At 62.6% G+C, this 21,139-nt stretch carries 22 protein-coding genes; 14 read left to right on the plus strand and 8 right to left on the minus strand.

What is annotated here, in order from left to right:
* Positions 1 to 128: 128 nt before the first annotated feature.
* The 3 genes from FGU65_RS13595 (at position 129) to FGU65_RS13605 (ending at position 1,464) form a co-directional block, all read left to right on the plus strand.
* A complete protein-coding gene (locus FGU65_RS13595) occupies positions 129 to 431 on the plus strand; it encodes a DUF2795 domain-containing protein (RefSeq protein ID WP_301665035.1) in 303 nt (100 codons plus the stop codon).
* A 40-nt stretch (positions 432 to 471) separates the two neighbouring features.
* Positions 472 to 1,176: a 2'-5' RNA ligase family protein gene (locus FGU65_RS13600; RefSeq protein ID WP_301665036.1), complete on the plus strand. Its 705-nt coding sequence runs from the start codon at positions 472 to 474 to the stop codon at positions 1,174 to 1,176.
* 75 nt (positions 1,177 to 1,251) lie between these two features.
* On the plus strand, positions 1,252 to 1,464 hold the full coding sequence (locus FGU65_RS13605) for a hypothetical protein (protein ID WP_301665037.1): 213 nt from the start codon (positions 1,252 to 1,254) through the stop codon (positions 1,462 to 1,464).
* A gap of 83 nt (positions 1,465 to 1,547) precedes the next feature.
* Here FGU65_RS13605 and rbcL read toward each other — a convergent pair whose 3' ends face one another.
* From rbcL to FGU65_RS13645, 8 genes are all read right to left on the minus strand, one after another.
* On the minus strand, positions 1,548 to 2,840 hold the full coding sequence (rbcL, locus tag FGU65_RS13610) for a type III ribulose-bisphosphate carboxylase (protein ID WP_301665038.1): 1,293 nt from the start codon (positions 2,838 to 2,840) through the stop codon (positions 1,548 to 1,550).
* Positions 2,841 to 3,019: 179 nt separating this feature from the next.
* A complete protein-coding gene (locus tag FGU65_RS13615) occupies positions 3,020 to 4,147 on the minus strand; it encodes a hypothetical protein (protein ID WP_301665039.1) in 1,128 nt (375 codons plus the stop codon).
* Between the two features lie 96 nt (positions 4,148 to 4,243).
* Positions 4,244 to 6,100, minus strand: coding sequence for a PAS domain-containing protein (locus tag FGU65_RS13620; RefSeq protein ID WP_301665040.1), 1,857 nt, complete (start codon positions 6,098 to 6,100; stop codon positions 4,244 to 4,246).
* Entirely contained in the window at positions 6,097 to 8,361 is a 2,265-nt protein-coding gene (locus FGU65_RS13625; protein WP_301665041.1) for a PAS domain-containing sensor histidine kinase, read from the minus strand. Before FGU65_RS13625 ends, FGU65_RS13620 begins: the two co-directional genes overlap by 4 nt.
* A 94-nt stretch (positions 8,362 to 8,455) precedes the next feature.
* The gene (locus tag FGU65_RS13630; protein ID WP_301665042.1) at positions 8,456 to 10,228 is read right to left on the minus strand and encodes a PAS domain S-box protein; all 1,773 of its coding nucleotides are present in this window, start codon (positions 10,226 to 10,228) and stop codon (positions 8,456 to 8,458) included.
* Between the two features lie 35 nt (positions 10,229 to 10,263).
* Positions 10,264 to 12,123 carry a PAS domain S-box protein gene (locus FGU65_RS13635; RefSeq protein WP_301665043.1) on the minus strand — a complete coding sequence of 620 codons (1,860 nt, stop codon included), beginning with the start codon at positions 12,121 to 12,123 and terminating at the stop codon, positions 10,264 to 10,266.
* A gap of 1,008 nt (positions 12,124 to 13,131) precedes the next feature.
* The gene (locus tag FGU65_RS13640) at positions 13,132 to 14,295 is read right to left on the minus strand and encodes a hypothetical protein (protein ID WP_301665044.1); all 1,164 of its coding nucleotides are present in this window, start codon (positions 14,293 to 14,295) and stop codon (positions 13,132 to 13,134) included.
* Positions 14,292 to 14,759, minus strand: coding sequence for a hypothetical protein (locus FGU65_RS13645; RefSeq protein WP_301665045.1), 468 nt, complete (start codon positions 14,757 to 14,759; stop codon positions 14,292 to 14,294). Before FGU65_RS13645 ends, FGU65_RS13640 begins: the two co-directional genes overlap by 4 nt.
* A 251-nt stretch (positions 14,760 to 15,010) precedes the next feature.
* Between FGU65_RS13645 and FGU65_RS13650 the strand changes: the two genes are divergently transcribed.
* The 11 genes from FGU65_RS13650 to FGU65_RS13700 all read left to right on the plus strand — a co-directional run bounded on the left by FGU65_RS13650 (position 15,011) and on the right by FGU65_RS13700 (position 21,138).
* Entirely contained in the window at positions 15,011 to 15,736 is a 726-nt protein-coding gene (locus FGU65_RS13650) for a hypothetical protein (protein WP_301665046.1), read from the plus strand.
* Complete coding sequence (locus tag FGU65_RS13655) at positions 15,736 to 16,551, plus strand: winged helix-turn-helix transcriptional regulator (protein ID WP_301665047.1); 816 nt, start codon at positions 15,736 to 15,738, stop codon at positions 16,549 to 16,551. Before FGU65_RS13650 ends, FGU65_RS13655 begins: the two co-directional genes overlap by 1 nt.
* A 114-nt stretch (positions 16,552 to 16,665) precedes the next feature.
* A complete protein-coding gene (locus FGU65_RS13660; RefSeq protein WP_301665048.1) occupies positions 16,666 to 16,815 on the plus strand; it encodes a hypothetical protein in 150 nt (49 codons plus the stop codon).
* 286 nt (positions 16,816 to 17,101) lie between these two features.
* A complete protein-coding gene (locus tag FGU65_RS13665; protein WP_301665049.1) occupies positions 17,102 to 17,629 on the plus strand; it encodes a Na+/H+ antiporter subunit E in 528 nt (175 codons plus the stop codon).
* Complete coding sequence (locus FGU65_RS13670) at positions 17,626 to 17,883, plus strand: monovalent cation/H+ antiporter complex subunit F (protein ID WP_301665050.1); 258 nt, start codon at positions 17,626 to 17,628, stop codon at positions 17,881 to 17,883. Before FGU65_RS13665 ends, FGU65_RS13670 begins: the two co-directional genes overlap by 4 nt.
* Positions 17,880 to 18,242, plus strand: coding sequence for a monovalent cation/H(+) antiporter subunit G (gene mnhG / locus FGU65_RS13675; RefSeq protein ID WP_301665051.1), 363 nt, complete (start codon positions 17,880 to 17,882; stop codon positions 18,240 to 18,242). The genes FGU65_RS13670 and mnhG overlap by 4 nt, the downstream gene beginning before the upstream one ends.
* Complete coding sequence (locus FGU65_RS13680; RefSeq protein ID WP_301665052.1) at positions 18,239 to 18,490, plus strand: DUF4040 domain-containing protein; 252 nt, start codon at positions 18,239 to 18,241, stop codon at positions 18,488 to 18,490. The genes mnhG and FGU65_RS13680 overlap by 4 nt, the downstream gene beginning before the upstream one ends.
* A complete protein-coding gene (gene mbhE / locus FGU65_RS13685) occupies positions 18,487 to 18,771 on the plus strand; it encodes a hydrogen gas-evolving membrane-bound hydrogenase subunit E (RefSeq protein ID WP_301665053.1) in 285 nt (94 codons plus the stop codon). The genes FGU65_RS13680 and mbhE overlap by 4 nt, the downstream gene beginning before the upstream one ends.
* The gene (locus FGU65_RS13690) at positions 18,758 to 19,222 is read left to right on the plus strand and encodes an MnhB domain-containing protein (protein ID WP_301665054.1); all 465 of its coding nucleotides are present in this window, start codon (positions 18,758 to 18,760) and stop codon (positions 19,220 to 19,222) included. Before mbhE ends, FGU65_RS13690 begins: the two co-directional genes overlap by 14 nt.
* On the plus strand, positions 19,223 to 19,567 hold the full coding sequence (locus FGU65_RS13695) for a sodium:proton antiporter (protein ID WP_301665055.1): 345 nt from the start codon (positions 19,223 to 19,225) through the stop codon (positions 19,565 to 19,567).
* Positions 19,564 to 21,138, plus strand: coding sequence for a proton-conducting transporter transmembrane domain-containing protein (locus tag FGU65_RS13700; RefSeq protein ID WP_301665056.1), 1,575 nt, complete (start codon positions 19,564 to 19,566; stop codon positions 21,136 to 21,138). Before FGU65_RS13695 ends, FGU65_RS13700 begins: the two co-directional genes overlap by 4 nt.
* Position 21,139: the final 1 nt, after the last annotated feature.

A 21,139-nucleotide genomic window follows, 5' to 3' on the forward strand; every position in this document is an offset into this window, starting at 1 on the left:
CGCGATTCCGGGGGACGACGCCTTCGTCGTGAATAATCGAACCGTTGAGGCTTGACGAAGAGCCGGGGTTTTCGGAGGGAGACCGGCCACGGGAGGCAGACGGAAATCCCTCCGCGTGCAGAGGAGGCATGGGCATCCGGGGAGGAGGCGAAGCAGCCACTGCAGGAAGAACGAAGGGTCGAAGGCTCCGGCATGCCGGAGCCTTCGACGGCGACAGCATATGCGACGATGGCGGGCGAGGACCGGCGACCGGGGCATATCCGGCAGGAAAGAACGACCTCATCGATCAGGCAAAGAAGAACGATGCTCCCCCGGAGGTCATCGACGTGCTTGAGCGGTTCGGCGGGGAGGAGTGCCGCTCGCCTACAGAGGTGAGTCAGGAGTTCGACAGGGTTGCCGAACAATCTTTTTCCTGCTTCCTGCCACCGTAACCTATACGATGCCGGGTGTCCGAAGAGCAGGTGAGCGGCTATGTCCCGGCAGCGGAACTGCTACAACCTGCACGTGACGGTCTTCGACCGCGACGTCAGCGAGATTGCCAGGCGCACTGCGGGAGCGTTCCGGCTTGGCCACCGGGTCCAGTGGTATCCGCACGTGACCGTTCTGAGCCACTTCCGGCTGCGCCCGGGCGTCCCCGAGGAACGCCTGCTGCAGAGCATTGCAGAGCGGGCACGCCCTTTTGCGTTCCTTCCGCTGACGATCGACGGATTTTTCCTGCTCGCCAACCACCGTGACGGGAATTACGCAATCGCCCACCGGGTCATTCCCTCCGGAGACTTTACCGCGTTCTGGCATCCCCTCGCAGAAGACCTCTTCCATTACCGGCTCTTCCCGCCGGGTGCACCCATCGCCCGGGCGGAGAACACGACCGATATCTACCCGGAGAAGAAGTCGCTGCATATCACCATCGCCCGTTACCTCTGCCGGGACGAGGCGGACGCCCTCTGGCAGGCGATGCAGAACCACCCCCGGATTCAGCCGCTTGCGAGGACCGTCGACGTGCTGCGGCTCACACTGGGCAGAAACATGCGCATCCATGCCGAGTACGACCTTCCCCGGAGAACATGGCTTTTTGGCGAGGAGATATTCTCGCGGCTCGAATGGGCGAAGACGGCCGATGCCTACGAGGAGCAGAGAACGCCGCCGGGTTTCGTCCCCGACCGGGACGGATGCTGATGTTTAAGTATCCCGGAGGCATGATCGTGCCAGGCCCTGAAAAGCCGGGTCATGTCCAGGAGGGAAGAGGTGCATATGGCAAAGAAAGAGAAGCGGCCGGATCCGGAGATACCGTTTGAGGAGAAGGGAACCGACACCGTCTACAGCCCGGTCCCAAAGGATATCGACGAGCCGCCCATCGAGAGCAATCTGCCGCCGGAAGCGCCGGATATGCAGACCACCCGCGTCGAGAAGACGATTGCAAAGCACTATCAGAAAAGGACCGGCCGAAAGCGGGAGAAGGAGTAGCCGGAAGAGCAGGGGAGGGGACGTCCGCAATAGAAGCGGGAAGCCATCGATAGCGGATTTCTGTCAGAACCCAGAAAAAAGGATCATTTGGGCTTGTAGTGCCCCCACTTCTCGAGAGCGGCACGGAGCTCGGGGGCTTTTGCTGCCTTCTCCTCGAGCGTCTCGCCGTCTCTCCAGGCCTCGATCGCTTGCATGGTGGCCTCCGCGCCCGCCCGGGTGCCTTGCGGATGCCCGTGGATGCCGCCGCTGACGAGCAGGACGAGCTCGGTGCCGTAGATATCGAGGACGTCCGGGACCAGCCCGGGGTGGAGCCCGCCGGACGAGACCGGGAACGCACTCCTGATGTCTCCCCAGTCCTGCTCGAGCGCCGTCTTCTCCACCGCGCCGACGCGGCGTTCGCGGAGCATATCCGCAAGCAGCCTCGCCTCCTCCTTTGTGCCGACGAGTTTTCCGACGGCGGTGCCGGTGTGGATCTGGCTCACGCCGATGAGGCGCATGAGCTTTGCCAGGAACAGCATCGTCATCCCGTGCTTCGGATCCCGATCGAAGGCCGCGTGCATCGCCCGGTGAGCGTGGATCGCAAGCCCGAGGTCGGAGCAGTAGTCGCGCATGGTCGCCACAGCGGCGGTTCCCGCGACCACGACGTCGATCATGGCGTAGTTCCAGCCGTTCTCGGCCAGCAGATCGGCCCGCTTCTTCATCGTCTCGGTGTCGGCGCTGATGTTGATGAACGCCGACTTTCTCTCGCCGGTGAGGTTCTCGGCCTTATCGCGCAGCTTCGTGAGCAGGGCGACCCGGTCATCGAACCGGTTGAACGGCATGGACGTCAGGTTCTCGTCGTCCTTCACGAAGTCGAACCCGCCCATCCAGGTCTCGAACCCGACCTCTGCGTGCTCCTCTGCAGAGAACCCGACCTTCGGTTTCGGCACCGCACCGGTGAGCGGCCTGCCACGGGCCCGCATCATGGTGCGGATCCCCTCCATCCCGAAGTGCGGGCCTTTAAAATGCTGAAGATAGGCGGGCGGGAACGAGGCGTCGATGAGGCGCAGGTTCGCGAGCGCCTTCATCCCGAAGATGTTTCCGGCGATGCCGCTTAAGAGCTGCACCGCGTTCCCCTCCTCCCAGAGTGCCAGCGGGTAGGCAATCTTCACGTAATTCCCGTCGATCTCAAACGCCTTCGCCTGCAGGTCCCGCATCCGCGGCGGCAGGGTGTGCAGGGTCGTCCATGTCCCGGTCGAGCTCTCCGAGGCTATCCGGCCGACCGCCTCCTCTCTGCTGATGCCTTCGGCAGGTTCGAAGTAAAAGAGAGCAACGAGTTCATCCGCTGCAGGCTCGTGCTCAAGGTCGACAAATTCCTGGTACCAGTCAATCGCCATACTACCACTCACATGAAACACGAGCGCAAAGGTGAAAAACCTTCCACCCATGCCCATGCACACGAAGGGCTGCAGCACCGGGCTCCGGTCTCGGCAGAGATGCGGACGGAACGTCGGACAGATGATTGGGGATCCTGATGGCAGGCATCGCGGAGAGAAGGTCTGCAGGGATCGGGCGCTCACCCGTCGACCCGGATCCCGTAGTAGTTGACCAGGTTCCGCCACCGGCCGTAGTGATACGGATCGAGGGACGAACCCATTGCCTGCAGTGAGTTCCACTCCTTTGCGTCCTGGTACTCCTTCCAGATGCAGTCGAAGGAGGCGCCGTCCGCGATCGCGACCACGACGGGATCGGATGTCAGATGGATACCGCCGTCGAACTCGCCCTCTGCATCGGTCGGGATGCTCGGGGCGGTGCTCTCGATGAAGGCGTACCCGGAGCCTTTGTAGGCGTACTTCGCCGGCACCTTTATTCCCGCAGCCATATGGGCTTCGTCTTCAAAGAGGAAGACAGCGGAGCCGTATCCCAGCTCACCGAGCAGGAGTGCCAGGAGAAGCGCCTTTTCATCGCAGTCGCCGTTGTTGTGGTAGAGGACGTGATAGGGATACTTAGCGAACGTATCATGGGGGTAATCCTTATACGGGATGTGCTGGACCATGCTGATCGCAACCCTGACCCGGTCGTCGTCGGTCTCTGCCGATGCCCGGATGTTCTCGACCAGACTCCGGAGGTACGTCCTCTGGACGCTGCTTGCGACATACTGCCGGTAATGATCCTCATAGGTGTCATAGTCTTTCGGGTACTGTGACGAGAAGTACTCGGAAACACCCGTGTACGCATCGAAACCGACCAGGCCCGGCCTTCCCTTCAACCGGTACGGGTACTGGAGGGAGACCGGGCCGGTCTCCAGATCGGCTGCGGCCATCTGCGGGTCATCCGCCTGCAGGTGCCCTGCGGGGCTACCCGGATCCAGAAGACCTCCGGCAAACGAGAGAATAGCACCCCCGAACACGGCGATACAGCAGACGGCGAGGACGATTGCAGCAGGGAGCAGAGCCTTCCGGGCGAGACCGGCGGTCCGCCCGGAACCCGGCTGCTTCAGCTTTTGATAGTAATGTGCATGTATCTGCCCCGCTTCGCCCTTCTCAAACCAGACACGATAGTCGACCGCCTCCCCGGGAAAGTTTACCACTTCTCCGTAGGGGCGGGACTGCTGCTCTCCGAACCAGGACGCCGTGTCCTGCAGAACCCATTGCGGCGGATCTGCGATCTCCTGCCACCCTCTCCAGTCACCTTCCCGCTGCATTGCCGTATGGAGAGATTCACCGAGCAGGAGAAAAAGATTCGTAAACGTTTCTTCAGAGCGCAGAAGACAAAAGGGTTCGCCCCCGGCAAAGGGACCTCACGTCATCTCGTTCTTCCGGAGGAACTCCCGGATCGCACGGGATTCTATCCATCCCTGGTCGAGCTGCCTGACGATATCGTTGACCCGGCGCACCTGGTCACGGATACTCGCGGCGGTCGCTTCGTCCTCGAGCAGGTCCGCCCGGGCCATGACCACCTGCAGCGGGTGGCGGATGTGGTCGCCGAGGACGGCAAACTGCTCCATGTTCCGCTCGATCTGGCGGTACGCATCCCGCTTGATCGTCTCCGTCACGATCCTGCCGGTGACGTCCATCATCTGGATGAGATACCCACGGAACGCTTCGGTCTTCGGGTCGATCACCGGACCGCCGAAGAGATCGACGGCAACGGTTCCGGAACGCATCGCCGCGGCGCCGCAGAGCCGCTGCACCTGGTCGGGGTCGAGTGTAACCGTAGCCCGGATCTGCTCTCCCCGCCGGATCCGCTCCCGCACACCCGTCGGGAACAGGGGGGATTTGAGCAGATCCAGCCGCTCCAGTGCCTCCCGCGAGGGAGCGCCGAACACCCTGAGGCAGGCTGTGTTGGCAGCAACCAGCCGCCCCTCCGGTGTATAATAGCAGATCCCGATCGGCGATTCATCGAAGATCTGCCGGAACCGCTGTTCGCTCTCCTTCAGTGCGCTCTCTGCCATCTTCCGGTCGGTGATGTCGCGGATGACGCTTACGTATCCGGCGAAGGTTCCGCCGTAGGCGTAGATCGGCATGCAGCTCTCCTCAACGAAGATCGGCATGCCGCCCGCGTGGTGGTGGACGGCTTCCCGATGCCCGCTTTCGCCACAGGACGCACCGCATAGATCCGAACCGATGACGTCCGCCACCGGCCGGCCGATCGCCTCATCGGCGCCGACACCGTACAGCGCCGCGGCGGCCCGGTTCCAGGCCGTGACGACCTGGCGCTCATCGGTCGCGACGATCGCATCGTTCAGCCTGTTGAAGAGCGATGCGTGGGAGGCGAGATGCTCTTCCATCTCCTTTCTCTCGGTGATATCGGAACCGATCAGCGCGAGTTGGTTCTCCTGCGGCCGGTAGATCAGCAGCGAAAGATGCCGCCCGAGAATCTGTGAGTACATCTCAAACTGCTCCGGCTCACCGGTAGCGGCAACCCTGTAAAAGAGCCGGAGCATTGATCTGTTCACCGGAGAATACTCATCGAGCAGGTTTTTGCCGATCAGCTCCCGGGCAGGACGGCCGAGAGCTCTCGCGGCAGCCTCGTTCAGTTCGAGATACCGATACCCGATCGGGGTTCCCTCCTCATCCCGGAGAATTTCATAGAGAATATACGCTTCGAGCATCCGGCCTGCGAGGAGGCGGAACTTTCGCTCCGCCGTCACGCGGCCGGTGACGTCGGTGAGCGAGAGGACCAGGCCGGCGACCCTGCCGCCGGCGTCCCGGACGGGCATGAGGCTCCAGTCCCAGTAAGTCACGCCGCGTTCTGGCCGATTCTCGTAGACAAAAGGCTTTCCGTATACCCGGAACGGCTCGCCGGTCTCGCGCACCCGCTCGAAGATCGCCTGGTTTTCAGCGTTCGGGAAGAGGTCGAAGTGCTTTTTGCCGATGAGGTCGTCTGCGGCGTATCCGGCTCCTTCTGCATACGCCCGGTTGACCCGGACGAACCGGAACGCACAGTCGAGGTAGGCAAGGTGGATATCGGTGCTCTCCATGATCGTCCCGAGAAGCGAGCGTTCCTGCCCGGCACTCCGGTCCCGCCGGACGAGGGCATCGATCCCGTCGCAGAGCCGGGCGAATGTCCCGGGATCGACCGAACGTTCGACCTGCTGCAGGTCCTGCGCGAGACGCTGCCGCAGGTCTTCCGATGAGCCGCTGATCCGGGTCACCCGACCCCCCCCTCGTCCCGCGCCAGAACGCCGTCTCCCGGGTCTTCTGCCTTCCGGAGCGTGAACCGGAACGCCGCTCCCTTCCCGGGGCGGCCGCACGCCCGGTCGTCGACCCAGATCTTGCCGCCGTAGCGCTCGGCGAGGATGCGGCAGATGAAGAGGCCGAGGCCTTCACCCTTTCCTTTGGCTCTGCCCCGCTCGAACCGGTGGAAGACTGCCTCTTTCAGATCGTCCGGCACCCCCGGGCCGGTATCCTCGACCGAGACCCGGACGGTTCCGGCCGCCTCTTCCACCCGGACGGCGATCTCCACATCCGGCCCGCCGAACTTGACGGCGTTGCCGATGAGATTGACGAAGATCACCGGCAGAAGGCCGTCTGCCAGCACCTCGGGCGCAGGCCCGTCGTACCGGACCGACACACCCGGGAACCCCTCAACCTCCGCCCGGATGACGGCGTCGAGGTCTACCGGGAAGAGTGGGGCCGCCTCGGTGTGGATCTTTCTGATCGTGTCGACGTTTGCGAGGATCTCGGTGCTTCGCCGGATGGCGTCCCGCAGTTTCCGGGCGTAGAGCCACTGGTCGCCGGCGAGGACGTCGACCAGGAGGTCGGCATACGCGCTCGATACGTTGTTTGCATTCCGGATATCATGGGTCATGATGTCGAGGTAGAGGTTCGCCTCGGCGTGCGCCTCCTTAAGCTGCCGGATCAGGCGGACGAGATCGGCTGTGCGGCGCGCCAGCGCCGCCTCGGCCTGCCTGCGCTCGTGGATATCCTCCACCATCCTGATAACATGCTGCGGATGCCCGTCGGCGTCCCGGACGAGGGTGGCGGTCACGCGCCCCCAGAAGACGTAGCCTGTCCGGGCGACGTAGCGCTTCTCCATCTGGTAACGCTCCCGCATCTCTGCGATCAGCTCGTCAAAGAGAGCCAGCTCGTCCGCCTGGTCGTCCGGGTGCGTAAAATCGGTGAAGTGCATACCAGAGAGCTCGTCGGCACGGTAGCCGAGCATGTTGCGGAGCGCGGGATTGCTGTCGACCATATGCCCGCCACGATCCACAATCCCCATACCGATGCCGGCATTCTCGTAGATCCCCCGAAACCACGCCTCGCGCTCCCGGAGCGCCCGCTCTGTTTCTTTCTGCCGGGTGATGTCGCGGACGGTGGCGGATGCGCCGGTGACCCTGCCCGCTGCGTCCCGGATCGGTGAGACCGCAAACGAGACCGCGACCGTGGTGCCGTCCTTTCGGAGGCGGACGGTCTCCGTCTGCTCGACCGGTTCGCCTGCGGCAAGCCGGTCGATGAGCGACCGCGTCTCGTCACGCCGTTCGGGCGGTGCGAGGAGCGATGCCGGGCGGCCGATGGCTTCTCCCGCCGTATACCCGTAGATCCTCTCGGCCGCGCGGTTCCAGCTGGTGACCGTCCCGTCGCGGGCTAAGCCGACGATGGCGTCGTCCGACGCCTCGACGATCTCTGCCAGGTGCAGCAGCCGCAGCTCCGTCTGCTTCCGCGCGGTGATGTCTCTGATGAACCCGAGGTGCTGCCCGGGCAGCACGTTTAGAGCGACCCGCCATGCCACCCGAAGGCAGCTTCCATCGCTCCGGACGATCTGCTGTTCACCGGAGATCTTTCCTGCCGCACAGGACATCTCCCAGCGATGCCGGGCGGCATCCCGCTCGCCGGCAGGCAGAAAATCGAAGATCGTCCGGGTAAGCAGTCCGTCACGGGCGCAGCCAAGGAGCAGGGAAGCAGCCGGATTGGCGTCGATACACCGGCCGGCGTCGTCGACGATCAGAACGGCGTCCGGCGCGTTGTCGAAGATCGCCTGGAGGCGGCACCGGCGCTCCTCCGCCTGCACGCAGAACGGTTCCCTGCCGGTGATATCGTTGACCCAGAGAAGCCTGCAGCCCTGAAACGGTTCTGCGGCGATGATCCGCGATGCGAAGGTCATCACCCGCACCTCTCCGTCGGGCGTTTCTATGTGACATACGGCCTCGGCAGACCCCGCGCCCTCACGGAATGTGCGGATGACCTGCCCGATACAGCCGCCGTCCCGTACCCGCGGCGCAAGATGCGCCTCCAGCATCGCTGCGGCATCCCCATCCCCGATGCCGCCGTCCCGGATGCCCAGGCTCTCCTGCAGCGACCGGTTGATCAGGAAGATGCGGCCGTCCGGTGATGCGATGAGCAGGCCGACGTCGATATCGTCGAAGAATGTGCAGGCGACGGCAGCCTGACCGGAGAGGTGACTGGGCGGCAACATGGGATCGGTTCTGCTCTTATTGTGAGTATGCACCCGCCGGTTCAAGAACCTTCCCGCCGGGGCATAAACCGGAAGGGTTGAAACGGCCTTCTCCTTACAGAAGTTCGTTTTTGCGCAGGAACTCCCGGATCTCGCGGCTCTCCACCGATCCCTCGTCGAGCTGCCGGACGAGGCCGTTGATCCGCTTCACCTGCTCCCTGATATTCGCGGCGGTCGCTTCGTCCTCGAGCAGATCCGCCCGGGCCATGATCACCTGAAGGGGGTGGCGGATATGGTCGCCGAGGATCGCGAACTGCTCCATATTCTGCTCGATCTGCTCGAACGCCCGCTTTCGGATCGATTCTGCCACGATCCTGGCGGTCACGTCCCGCGCAACGAGGATGTAGCCGGTAACTCCGCCGTCCGTCTCTTTCAGAGCGGTTGCAGTGATATCGGTAGAGAGAGGCTGGCCGCCCTCGCGATACTGCATCAGCTCGCCGCGGTACGACCCCTCCTGCTCCAGTTCCCGGAGCACTGCAGCGGGTTCTGCTCCGGGGGTGTCCGAGTGGATCAGCTCGGTGAGAGCGCGGCCGATCGCCTGCTCCGCCTCCCAGCCGTACAGGTCTTCCGCCGCCCGGTTCCACGCGGTTATCATGAAATGCTCGTCGGTGGCGATGACCGCATCGCTGACATGGTCGAGGAGATAGGCGTGGTAGGCGAGCTCTTCACGGATCCTTTTGCGGTCGGTGATATCCCGCCCGATCGCCTGGAACCCGGCACAGTCCGCGGCGGAGGGGACCGGCGAGACGTTGAACTCGAGCGTGACAACAGCGCCGTTTTTGTGCCGCATCTCAACCTGGTAGCCCTCGACCGCCCCTTCCCGTGCCATCCTGACGAAGTCCAGCACCTCCGGCTGCTCTGGTTCCACAACGTAGTCCAGCCACCGGGTGCCGGTGACGCTCTTCGGCTTATATCCGAGAATCCGCTTCACGGCCGGCGAGATGTAGGTGATCCGGCCGTCGCAGTCGACGGTGACGATGACGTCGAAACTCCGTTGCGTGATCGAGCGGTACATCTCCTCGCTCTTCCGGAGCGCTTCTTCAGCCAGTTTGCGATCCGTGATATCGGTCAGGACGCCGATCAGGCCGACCAGGCGGCCGTCGTCCGTAAGCGGGCGGCTGGACGTGACGACGTGATGCAGCGAACCGTCCCTGTCGAATACCCGGAACTCATGCGGCTCCTGCGCACCGGCAAGCGTCCGCCCGAAGCTCGCCTGCAGCCCCGGGAGGTCTTCAGGGTGAACGTACCGGGAGAACGGCTCTCCGACGACCTCGGATACCCGATATCCGGTGAGCCGTTCCAGCGCCGGGCTCATGTAGGTGATGCGGCCCTGCGGGTCGACGGTGAAGATCACCTCGCTGATCCCCTCAACCAGCGTGCGGTACTTCTCCTCCGAGAGCCGGAGAGCCTCTTCGGCGCGCTTCTTCTCGGTGATGTCCATGAACGATACGACGCTCCGGTCCGACCCGGGGATGAGAGCGACCGTGACCACGACATTGCGCCGCGCCCCGGAAGCATCGCGAAGTGCCGCCTCGTACGTCCGCGGAGCGGCCGACGGATCCACCCGGCGGGCGCGGTGGTAGTGGATCATCCGCTCCCGGTCGGCACTGTCGGGGAGCCTGTCCCAGAAGGCCGTCCCCTCGAGGTCGGATCGCGGATAGCCAAAGCTCTTTTCGAACTCGGCGTTGGCATACACTACTGTCCCGTCGCCCGCGACGATCATGATGGCAGTGCCGGTGTTCTCGACGATCGTCCGGTAGAGGGTCTCGGGTGGTGAGATTCTGTCAAAGGCCTGCTGCCCTGTCCCGTTCTTGCTGCTCCTCTTCATCGTGCATCCGCCGGCTCTCTATCTCCGGTAATCGCTCATTCTCCGCTTCCGGGTGCGTGCCCCGGCAACCGGAGCGTGAACCGGAAGGCCGCCCCTTCCTCCGGTCGCCCTGCCACCCGATCGTCGACCCGGATCGTTCCGCCGTAGCGTTCGACGAGCGTGCGGGCGATGAAGAGACCGAGACCTTCACCCCTGCCTTTGGCTCTGCCACGCTCGAACCGCTGGAAGAGTTTCTCTTTCACCTCGTCCGGCACGCCCGGGCCGGTATCCTCGATCGAGACCCGGACGAGCCCGTCCTCCTCTTCCACCCGGACGGCGACCTCGACGCCGGGCCCGCCGAACTTGACGGCGTTGCCGATGAGGTTTGCAAACACCATCGGCAGAAGACCGTCTGCCAGCACGCGGACGTCGGCACCGCCATAGCGAATCGCCGCTCCCGGAAAGTTTCCGATCTCCTCACGGATAACCGGATCAAGCCGCATCGGCAGAAGAATGTCCGAAGCATCCTGAATCCTGCGGATGGTGGCGACGTTTGCGAGGATCTCGTTGCTTCGTCGGATGGCGTCCCGCAGTTTCCGGGCATAGATCTGCTCTTCCCCCTCCAGCAGTTCGACCAGGAGATCGGCGTACATGCCCGAGGCGGTGTTGGCGTTCCGGACATCGTGGGTCATAATGTCGAGGTACAGGTTCGCTTCGTCGCGTGCGGCTTCGAGTTCCCATGTCCGCTGCCGGAGGGCTTCCTCCGCCCGTTTACGGTCGCTGATATCCCGGAAGATCGCCCAGTACCCGGCCGGCCTGCCACCGGTGTCCGCGATCAGCCAGACCCGGATGTTGATCGGGAAGACCGTCCCGTCTTTGCGGACATACTCCTTCTCGTACAGGTCGGAGTAGCCGCTAGGTACGATCTGGCTCTCCAGGATCTCCTCTTCCACGGCATGCCACCGGGCAGGCGTCAGCTGCTGGTAGGTCATTGACCGCAGTTCGTCGCAGGTGTAATGGAGCAGCCGCTCGGCCGCGATGTTGGCGTCGACGATACAGCCCTCCAGATCCGCACAGATGATGGCATCGCGGCTGGACTCAAAGAGGCTGCGGAAACGCATTTCGCTCTCCCGCAGCGCTTCTTCAGTCTGTTTCCGGTCGGTAATCTCTTCCACCATGGCCACGGCGAACCGGGGGGCGCCACGACCATCACGCACCAGCGAAACAGTTCGCTGCCCCCAGAGGATTGCTCCGTCGCTCCGGACATAGCGCCGCTCGACAGTGTAGCGGTCACGCCTCCCGGCCGCCAGGTCCCGGAAGAGGTCGACGTCCGGGTGGAGGTCATCCGGACAGGAGTAGCAGGTGAAGTGCTTCCCGACCAGCTCATCGGCACGGCTGCCCAGCATCTCCAGGAGCCGGGGGTTGCACTCAATGACCCGGCCGGCGAGATCGATGAGCACCACTCCGATACCGGCGCCCTCAAAGATAGCCCGGAACGTCGCCTCACGCTCCCGCAACACCTCATCCGACCGTGCGGTTTCCCGGAACCTGATAAGGTGTTTTCCCCGGTACGGCCCGTGCTGCATCTCTCGGCTCGTGACAAAGAACCGGCGCGATGCACCCCGGGCCGTCTGCACCGCAAGATCGATCTCCCGCTGCCCGCCGGTGCACAGCAGACCACGGATGCGGTCGACGGCCGCCTCGTCCGGCAGATGCTCCGCAAGATGACGGCGGACGAACTCGTCCGGAGCAAGCCCTATAGCAGCCTCCCGACCGACGGCAAACATATCCTGAAAGTACTCGTTCAGCCAGACGACCGCTCCGTCAGAATCCGTAATGAGGACGCCCTCGTCGAGTTCGTCGGACCAGCGGTAGATCGATGGCGATTCGGCGGATCCGGCCTGGCGTGGACACATAGGAGTCTCCATACGTAAGCATGCAAGAGTGCATTCTGGCAGTCGGTATCAATAAAACTTGCCGCGTTCACTCTCGGCCGCAGTCACCCCGGGTTACCGGGCAGCGGATTGAGGCGAAGTCGGCCCGGCATCGGTCGTGAACGCAACGGGAATCGTGATCGTGTGAAAGAGGGCTCTGCGTCTGGTAGTGCTCCAGCATATACCTGATACGTGATCTCAGAGAATCCGACCGAAATTACGCTATCCACCAACCCGCGTTCATGACAAAATACCATGGGGAGAAGATTTCCAGTATCGGGCTTTGGTGAAGATCTCTTCCGGCTGGCATTCTTCCCTGACGAGACTGGTGCCGGACCTGGCCGGTTCCCGAAGTTCGGCCTTTTTCTCACGCATGCCCTCATGCCGTGGACCGTGGTGGCTATCGCCATGGGGGGTGGGGCTGACGGGGAGGGGTCTCCTCACTAGCGCTACCCTGAGATATGGGAATTCAAGCGTATACCGCGTTCTTCCCCTGATGAGGCTGGTGCCGGACCGGGCTTGTCCCGGGGACGACCATTTTCCCGGCCGTCTCCCCATGCCGTGGACCGTGGCGGCTATCGCCCCCGGGGTGGGGCCGACGGGGAGGGGTTTTCCCCTCCCCTGTCTCCCGCGAAGATCCACCGACCTCATCACCCCCACCCTACCCGGTCTCCGGCCTCCGGCCTCCTCCCCCGCCCTGGGGCGGGGGCAGTCATGGCGATACCCAGGGGAAAGCCGTGCCCCGGGTTGCAATCAATCGGGAACACCCGGATGCGATCGCACCAAAGGGAGTATCAGTTGTTTCGTAGGGCACTACCCTGCGTCTTCCAAAGCGGATCGTCTTGGTCTCTTCCGGATCGCTACCGCCCGATGAGCTCCTTCCCGGATATGCCCGGGGCGGTCGTGCGTCAGGTGCCTCCCGGGACAGAGAAAGGGGCTTTCAGCCCCGGTGCCGGGTGCGGGAAAGATCTGATCGCAGGTCAGCCCCGTCTACCGCCTACGCCGGCGCACCGCAAGCCCGAGAGCCGCCGCGAGAAGGGCGAGCAGGGCCGTTCCCGGCGTCAGGGGAGTGCTCCTGGGAGGCGTGCCGGCGGTCTCCGGCTGCGCGGGCGTCGTCGCCGCCGGAGCGTCGGGCGCTATCTGCGTTACCTGGTACGCGTAGGGCGTCTTCGAGCTCCAGAGGACGTATCCCTCCCGGATGTCGTAGAGTCCGTACACGCCGGTGATGAGCGGTCTGCTAACGCCCGTGTCGATATCGTATGCACAAAGCGTCCCGTTCATGTCGGCGTTGCTCTCTCTTTCGACCCAGACGATCGTGCCGTCGGAGATGCAGGCGTCCGCGATTGTGTCCAGGTGATATACCGGAACAGTGGATGCCGACGCCGGATCGGTCAGCATAACATCGGCTCCGGATAGTACGGAAAACGGTTCCTCTTCAGGATCGGTTCTCGTCCACACCGCCAGGTCGCCCGATATATCGCCGTAGCCCCACGTCCCCTCGGATCTGCTCTCCGGGATGACGGAGTCCTCCTTTGCGCCGATCGAGTAGACGTGGATCTCCCTGCCGGTCCCGCCGTCGGTGCGCTTGCAGCCGAAGAGCACGCGGTCGCCGTCGATCGCAAGGCTGTATATCTGATCATTTGACAAAATGACATCGGTATTCCCGGTCGAAAGCGTATGCACCTTCAGGGTGCCGCCGTTCAGGCCTTCGTCCCAGGCGAGGTGATCGCAGTCGGCGACGATGCGCACGATCCTGCTGCCCCAGGCGTCGTCGATCCGGTAGAGGAGCGACTGCGTTCCCGCGGCGATATCGTAGCGGTACAGGTCGCCGTATTCGTGTCGATCGTTCGTTTCGTACCAGTAAACGGAGCCGTTCGATACCGCCAGCGTGGTCGCGTGCGAGGTGTTGCCTGCGAGAGGGATCGACGTGAACGGCTCTCCGTCGATGGTGAAGACGTCGATCGCCTGCTGGGTGTGCCGGGCGACGGCGACGTACTCGCCGTCGAACGCGGCGAAGGAGAGCTCCGAGATCGAACCTGCAGGCGCGATGAATACGTCCCCGGAACCGGCGGTGCAGGGTGCCGCGGCAAGAGAGAGGAGGAAGGCAATTGTCAGGCAGACGGGAACGGACTGGAAGGGGTTTCTGTGCGTCATACTACCGGCCCGCAAACATTCGCACCGAAACCGGGGCGAAGGGCGTCAAGACCTTTGGCCTTCTCCATAAGAGCGGCGACGATGTCATCGTCCGCTCCGTTCAGGATGGCATTGCTGATCGAGTAGTCGGTATCGTAGATCACGCCGTATTCGTCGTCGACGATCTTACAACCCGGGAGCACCTCTTCCGGTGGGTAGCGGTCGCCCCAGTAATGTGGCTGGCTCCTGAACTCCTCAAGGGTCTTGGGATCTACGTTCTCTTCGATCTTTTTGACGTCCTCGGGATCGTAGGCGATCCTCTGGAGATCACCGTTCGTGATATTCTCGCCCCAATGTTCGTTCAACCACTGCTGACCCTCTTCGGTGTACGTACCGGAGATCTCGAACGCGCTTACCGCAGGGACGGCAAGAAAAAGCAGGACGGCAAGCCCCGCCAGCAGAGATCCTTTCTGTTTGACATTCATTTCCATCACTTCGTTCTGTTCTGCGATCAGATCCAGGACGACCGCGTACGGCGCCCGAACCTGAACGGGAGTAGGATCTCGGCGGAGTTGTCATAACCATTATTCCAAAATCCTCTACATATGCCGGCAATTTACAGGAAGGATTCGGAGAATGTAGAGAGTTTTGGAATAATGGTTTTATAGCGCAAAAGTGTATTGCTACCATGGAAAGACGCGGGCGCCCGCTTGGCGCCCGGAGCCGGAGAGGGAAGATGAAACCGAAGACGATCCTGCTGTTGCAGCTTCTCCTGCTGCTTCTGACCGTTCCGGTAAGCGCGTCCGCCGGGTTTGAGATCTCCGGCACGTACACCGAAGAGGGGCAGCGGTGGCTGAACGAGCACTGGGGGGAGAACATTACAAACGGCGATCTCCAGAGGATCGCCTATGACCCTGAGATCGTGAGACAGATCGAAGAGAACGTAGATCCCAAGACCCTTGAGGAGTTCAGGAGCCAGCCACATTACTGGGGAAGCAGAGAGCCCTGGGGGGACGAAGGGCACCCTGAATGCCCGTACGGCGCGAACGTCTGGAACGAGAGCGGCCCGGTGCAGATCAGCGCCCTCAGCGATGCTGAAAAAAAAGAGATGCTTCTTGAAAACGTCGTCACCGACAGGAGCGGGTATCGGATTGTCGGGCGCATGAACAACTCGGTCTCCGAAGGCGAGATCGCGTCCTTCCAGCGTGAGATGCCGGAGGGTCTCTCTGCCTTCGGGTTCGATCTCTTCTGGGAGAACCGGAGTTCCTCGCTGAAGGCCACCATCTTCGCACCCGACGGCGTCATGGGGCCTTACTACGATGCGGACGACGGAAGAGAGAACGGGCGGATATTCCTGCACGTCTCACGGCCGGAGGGGATCGCGCCCGGCGACTGGTACGTGGTCGTCGAGGCCGAGAAGGCACCGGCCGGCGGTCAGCCGTTTATGATGGTGATCTACTGATGAGAGGACGGCGATGCGTGCCGGCGCTGGCGTGTGCCGCACTTCTCCTCCTGATCTGCCAGAACGCCTCCGCAATCGAGACGGGAGGGTACGTCGTCCGGCCCGGCTACGATGCCTATCCTGAGTATAGCGACATCTACTTCGAAACGATAACGATGGGCGATCTTCGCGAAGAGCCGAATCCGCTCCCGATACCTCCGGAGGATCTCCCGCTCTCCGTCCTCTTCGTTCTTGGGATCGTGGCGGCGGTGCCGCTGATTGCCTATCTGGCAAAGCACCTCTCGCTCTCGCACCTTCCCATCATCGGCGGGCGTTCGCGGATCTCGAAAAAGAGCCTCTTTGAAAACCGGACCCGGGAGACGATCCTCCGCGCGGTGAAAGAAAATCCCGGGATATCGCTTGCAGAACTCGAGGCGATGGCCGGCTCGACCTACAAGAACCTGCGCTACCACCTCGACATCCTGGAGAAGTTCGGGATGGTGGTACGATACGAATCCGATACGTTACGCTACTTTGCACACGCGGGGAAGTTTTCTCAGGACGAAAGACGGATGCTGGCGTGTCTTGGGAACCGGCGGGATAAGATGATCATCGACGTGGTTGCGGGCAACCCCGGGATCTCCCGGCAGGAGATCGGCAGCGCCGTCGGGATATCGGGTCCTTCCGTGAGCTGGCACGTCGGCAGGCTCGAGAGAGAGGGCATCCTCGTCAGGCAGAGGGACGGGAGCACGGTGCGGCACTATCTCGCCGACGACCTGCTCGATACCTATCGGGCGATCACAGCGGAACGTCGGCAGTCCCTGGTAGAAAGCTGACCATCCCTGTGGAAAAAGGCAGACTGCAACCGCCGGACGACCCTTCACCCCGGTCACCGTTCCGGCGGTCGCTGTCACGTCCGGGATACGCTTCGTGCACCGAAAAGCCGTCAGGTGGCGTTCAAGGCGGGGGTTCTGGTCCGCCCGGCACTTCGAAGGACGCCTGCTCTTCCGGCGGGCATTCCGACAATTGCACGTTGCAGTGGCCGGGCGTTCCTGAACTTCGCGGCGGTCGCGCTGCTCAACGGCATTGTTCTCTATTAACATTCCTTCGATATTGTTTCCGACCGGCGGTTCAGCACGGTGACCGCCGCTACAGCTCGCCTGCACCGGAGCATCTCTCCGGTGATGGAACCCAGAGATGGATTGGATCTCCCGCCGTCTCCCGACCACCCCTTTGGCTATATTTAAGTATTTCGCGCGCAAATTGCTATTGCCATTATAAATCATGTAGAATATCTCAATCGTGAATCTGCAGGGGTTACCGGTTCCGCAACATTCTACATGAGTACAGGTCAAACAGGATGAACAGTATGTATCGGGTGATATCGTGATTCCGTTCCTGCTCACTGCAATCTTTGCATTTCTTTTGTATCTGCTTCTGACTGCAGGGAGCGGCAACCTTGGTGTCTGGTCGCCGGCAGAACTCGTGATGGGTGCGTTCCTTGCCCTGATCGTGGCCGCGATCGCGAGGACGTTTCTGTGCAGGAACCATACCTACCGAATGGCAAACCCCCTCCGGTGGCTGGTCCTTGCGGTGTATGCAGTCGTGCCGTTCTTTCTCGAGATGGCAAAGGCGAACCTGGACGTCGCCTACCGGGTGATCACCGGGAGGATTCGCCCCGGCATCGTCAGGATAGAGCCGGGTCTGAAGACCGATCTCGGCGTCCTGCTGCTCGCAAACTCCATCACGCTGACGCCGGGGACGCTCACCGTCGGCGTCGACGAGGAGACGAACGACCTCTTTGTCCATATGATACACGTCAAACCGGGAGCCGAGAAGAAACCGACACTGGACGCAACGGAGATCACGGCCTGGTTCGACTTCCCGGCATGGATCCGGAGGATTGCCGAGTGACCGACGCAATGCTTCTTTCGGTCGTGGTGCTCGCCGCCCTGATCGTCCTTGCCATGGTGCGGCTCTTCGCCGGGCCAACGGCTCCGGACCGGGTTGTCGCGCTCGACGCGGTCAACACCCTGACCGTCGCCGCGATGATCCTGCTCGGCGTCGTCTACCAGCAGATCATCTTCATCGACGTCGCCATCGTCTACGCGCTCCTCTCGTTCGTCGGAACGCTCTACATCGCCAAATACCTCGGAGGCGAGATATGACCACGATCCTCGATACGGCCATTATGATCTGCCTCGCCATCGGGCTCATCTTCAACGCCCTCGGCGTCATCGGCATCCTGCGCTTCCCGGACGTCTACACGCGGCTGCACGCCGAGACGAAGACGACGACCTTCGGCACGATCTTCATCGGGCTCGCGGTGGTCATCTACGGACTAGCGGCGCTCCTCGAGACCGGGGAAGGGCAGTACCTCACCCTCTCGGTGCACACGATCATCGCCGTGGTCGCTCTCGCGTTCACCAACGCCACCGGGGCGCACGCCATCGCCCGGGCAGCCTACCGGTGCGGCTATAAGCCGAAGCCCGCGGTCGTCGACAGAATGGCGGAGGCGAATCAATGATAGCAATGATTGCACACACCCTGGTGCTCGTCGGCCTCGTCATCGCCGCGGCGCTGGTCTTCCGGTTCCGGGATCTCCTCTCTGCGGCGATCGCGTTCGGGGTCTTCAGTTTCCTGCTCTCTCTTGAGTTTTACATCCTGCAGGCGCCCGACGTCGCCATCGCCGAGGCGGGCATCGGCGCCGGCCTGACGACCGCGATCTACATGGTCGCGATCAAGGGGACAGAGCGGACGGAGGCGGAGGAATGAAGCAGTATATCAAAGCAGCGGTCCTGCTCGTGCTGCTGGCCGCCTTTCTGGTGCCGACGCTTTCACTGGACTTCGGCAACCCTGCCGAAACGAGCCTGGACGACTACTTCATCCGCTACGGCCAGGAGCAGACCGGCGGCAACAACATCGTCGCGGACGTGCTGATGGACTTCAGAGGATTCGATACCCTCGGCGAGGCGACGGTGCTCTTAACCGCGGTGCTCGCGGTCGGCCTCGTCTTCCGGCGGCTGCATAAGGAGGAAGAGTATGAGTATGAGTAAGATCGTCCGGGCGGCCGCCGACATCATCTTCGTCTTCATCCTCACCTTCGGGTTCTACATTGTGGCGCACGGCCACCTGACTCCCGGCGGAGGATTCCAGGGCGGCGCGGTCATCGCGACCGGGTTCGTCCTCCTCATCGCGGCCTACGGCTCCCGGGCTCTGCTCGACCGGTTCGGCAAGGAATGGTTCCGGAGCAGCGAGGCGCTCGGCCTGCTCGTCTTCATCGGCACTGCCTTCGTCGCCCTCTTCCTCGGCGCGACGTTCTTTGCCAACTGGCTCGCTAACGGAGGGCTGATCTTCGGGGAAGCGGTCGCGTTTGGGCCGAACCCCGGCGACCTGAACACCGGCGGCGTCATCCCGATCATGAATATCGCCGTCGGCATCGAGGTGCTGGGGGCGCTCAGCCTCATCGTCCTCTACATGCTGTCGGGAACCGAGGAGGGAGCATAAGTGTACTATAATCTACCGTTCATCATTGCAGCAGTCATCGCCGTCATCGGCATCGGAGCGATGCTCTTTCGCCGGAACCTTATCAAGGTGATCATGGGCCTCTCGCTCGTCGAGGCGGCGGTCAACCTCTTCCTGGTGGCGCTCGGCTACCGGATGGACGCGATCGCCCCGATCTTCACGAACGCCCCCGGAACCTCGATGGTGCTGCCGACGGTGCAGGCGATGACCCTGACGAACATCGTCATTGGGATCGCGACCACGGCGCTGCTCCTCTCGTTCACGATGATCATCTACAAAAAGTACGGCTCTGCGAACACCGACACCGTGAGGAAGCTGAGAGGATGAACGGCGATTTTATTATTCAGAACGCCCCGGCGCTCCTTCTCGCGGTGCCGATGCTCGCCGCCTTCGCGACCCCGCTCATCGGCCGGCTCGGAAGCCTCGCCCGGAACATCTGGGTGATCGCGGCGATGACCCTGACCTCTGCTATCGGCCTCCTCCTCGCCTACGACGTCTTCACGGCCGGAACGGTGCTCTACACCTTCGGCGCCCTCGATCCGGCGAGCGCCCTTCCCCTCGACTCGGGCGGGATCCCGGTACGGATCATCTTCACCGTCGACGCCATGAGCGCCTTCATGGTGATCATCGCGGCCATCTCCGGGTTTGCAGTCATGCTGTACATGATGGCGAGCGAGGCGAAGGGGAGCGGGAAGGACGGGTTCTACGCCCTCTTCCTGCTCCTGATCGTCGGCATCCTCGGCATGGTCTGCACCGGCGATATCTTCAACTTCTTCGTCTTCCTCGAGATCAACTCGCTCGCAGGCGCCGCGCTCGTCGCCTACCGCGTCGATAAAGGCGTCGCGGTCGAGGCGGGGCTGAAGTATGCCGTCATCAGCACGATCGGCGGACTCTTCGTCCTCTTTGCGATCGCGCTCCTCTACGGGCAGTACGGCGCCCTGAACATGGCCGTGATCGCGAGCAGCATGCAGTACACGGGGCTCGACAAGATCGCCCTCGTGCTCTTCCTCTCTGCGCTCGCCATGAAGTCGGGTGCGGTGCCGATGCACTTCTGGACGCCCGACGCCTACTCGATGGCGCCCGGTTCGATCACCGCGCTCCTGGTGGTGGCGAGCCAGGCGTCGCTCTACGGCGTCTTCCGGGTCGTCTTCACGCTCTACAACGTCGCGCTTGACTACGCCGCCGTCGGCTGGATCATCATCATCCTCGGCGTCCTCTCTATGTTCGTCGGGGTCACGATGGCCCTCGTGCAGAAGGACGTGAAGAGGCTGATGGCCTACCACGCCGTCTCCCAGACCGGCTACATGCTCCTCGGGGTCGGAGTAGGCCTCGCCGTTCTCGGCCAGCAGACAGCCTTCGACACCTTCGGATTCGTCGCGATGGAGGGCGGGATCTTCCACATCCTCAACCATGCGATGTATAAGGGTCTCCTCTTCCTGACGGCCGGGGCCATCTTTTATCGTACCGGAACGCGAAGCTTAAATAAACTCGGTGGTCTCGGCCACTCGATGAAATGGACGATGATCTTTTTCATAATCGGGGCTCTCGCCATCGCCGGAATCCCGCCATTCAACGGGTTTGCGTCCAAACTCCTGATATACGAGTCGGTGTTCCTCTTTAATCCGGTTCTCTCGATCATAGCGATGGTGGTGAGCATCCTGACGCTGGCGTCCTTCGTGAAGGTCTTCCACGCGATCTTCATGGGGCCGAAACAGCCGCAATACAGCGACGTACAGGAGGCGCCCCTCCCGATGCTCGTCGGCATGGCCATCCTCGCGGTGATCACCATCGCATTCGGGATTGCGCCCGGGCTCGTGGTCGACAGCATCGTCGCCCCGGCCGCGACGGCGCTTGCAGACCAGGGCGGGTACATAGCCTCGGTGCTGGGAGGGCTCTGAT

The organism is Methanoculleus frigidifontis, from assembly GCF_030464345.1.
GTDB lineage: Archaea > Halobacteriota > Methanomicrobia > Methanomicrobiales > Methanoculleaceae > Methanoculleus_A > Methanoculleus_A frigidifontis.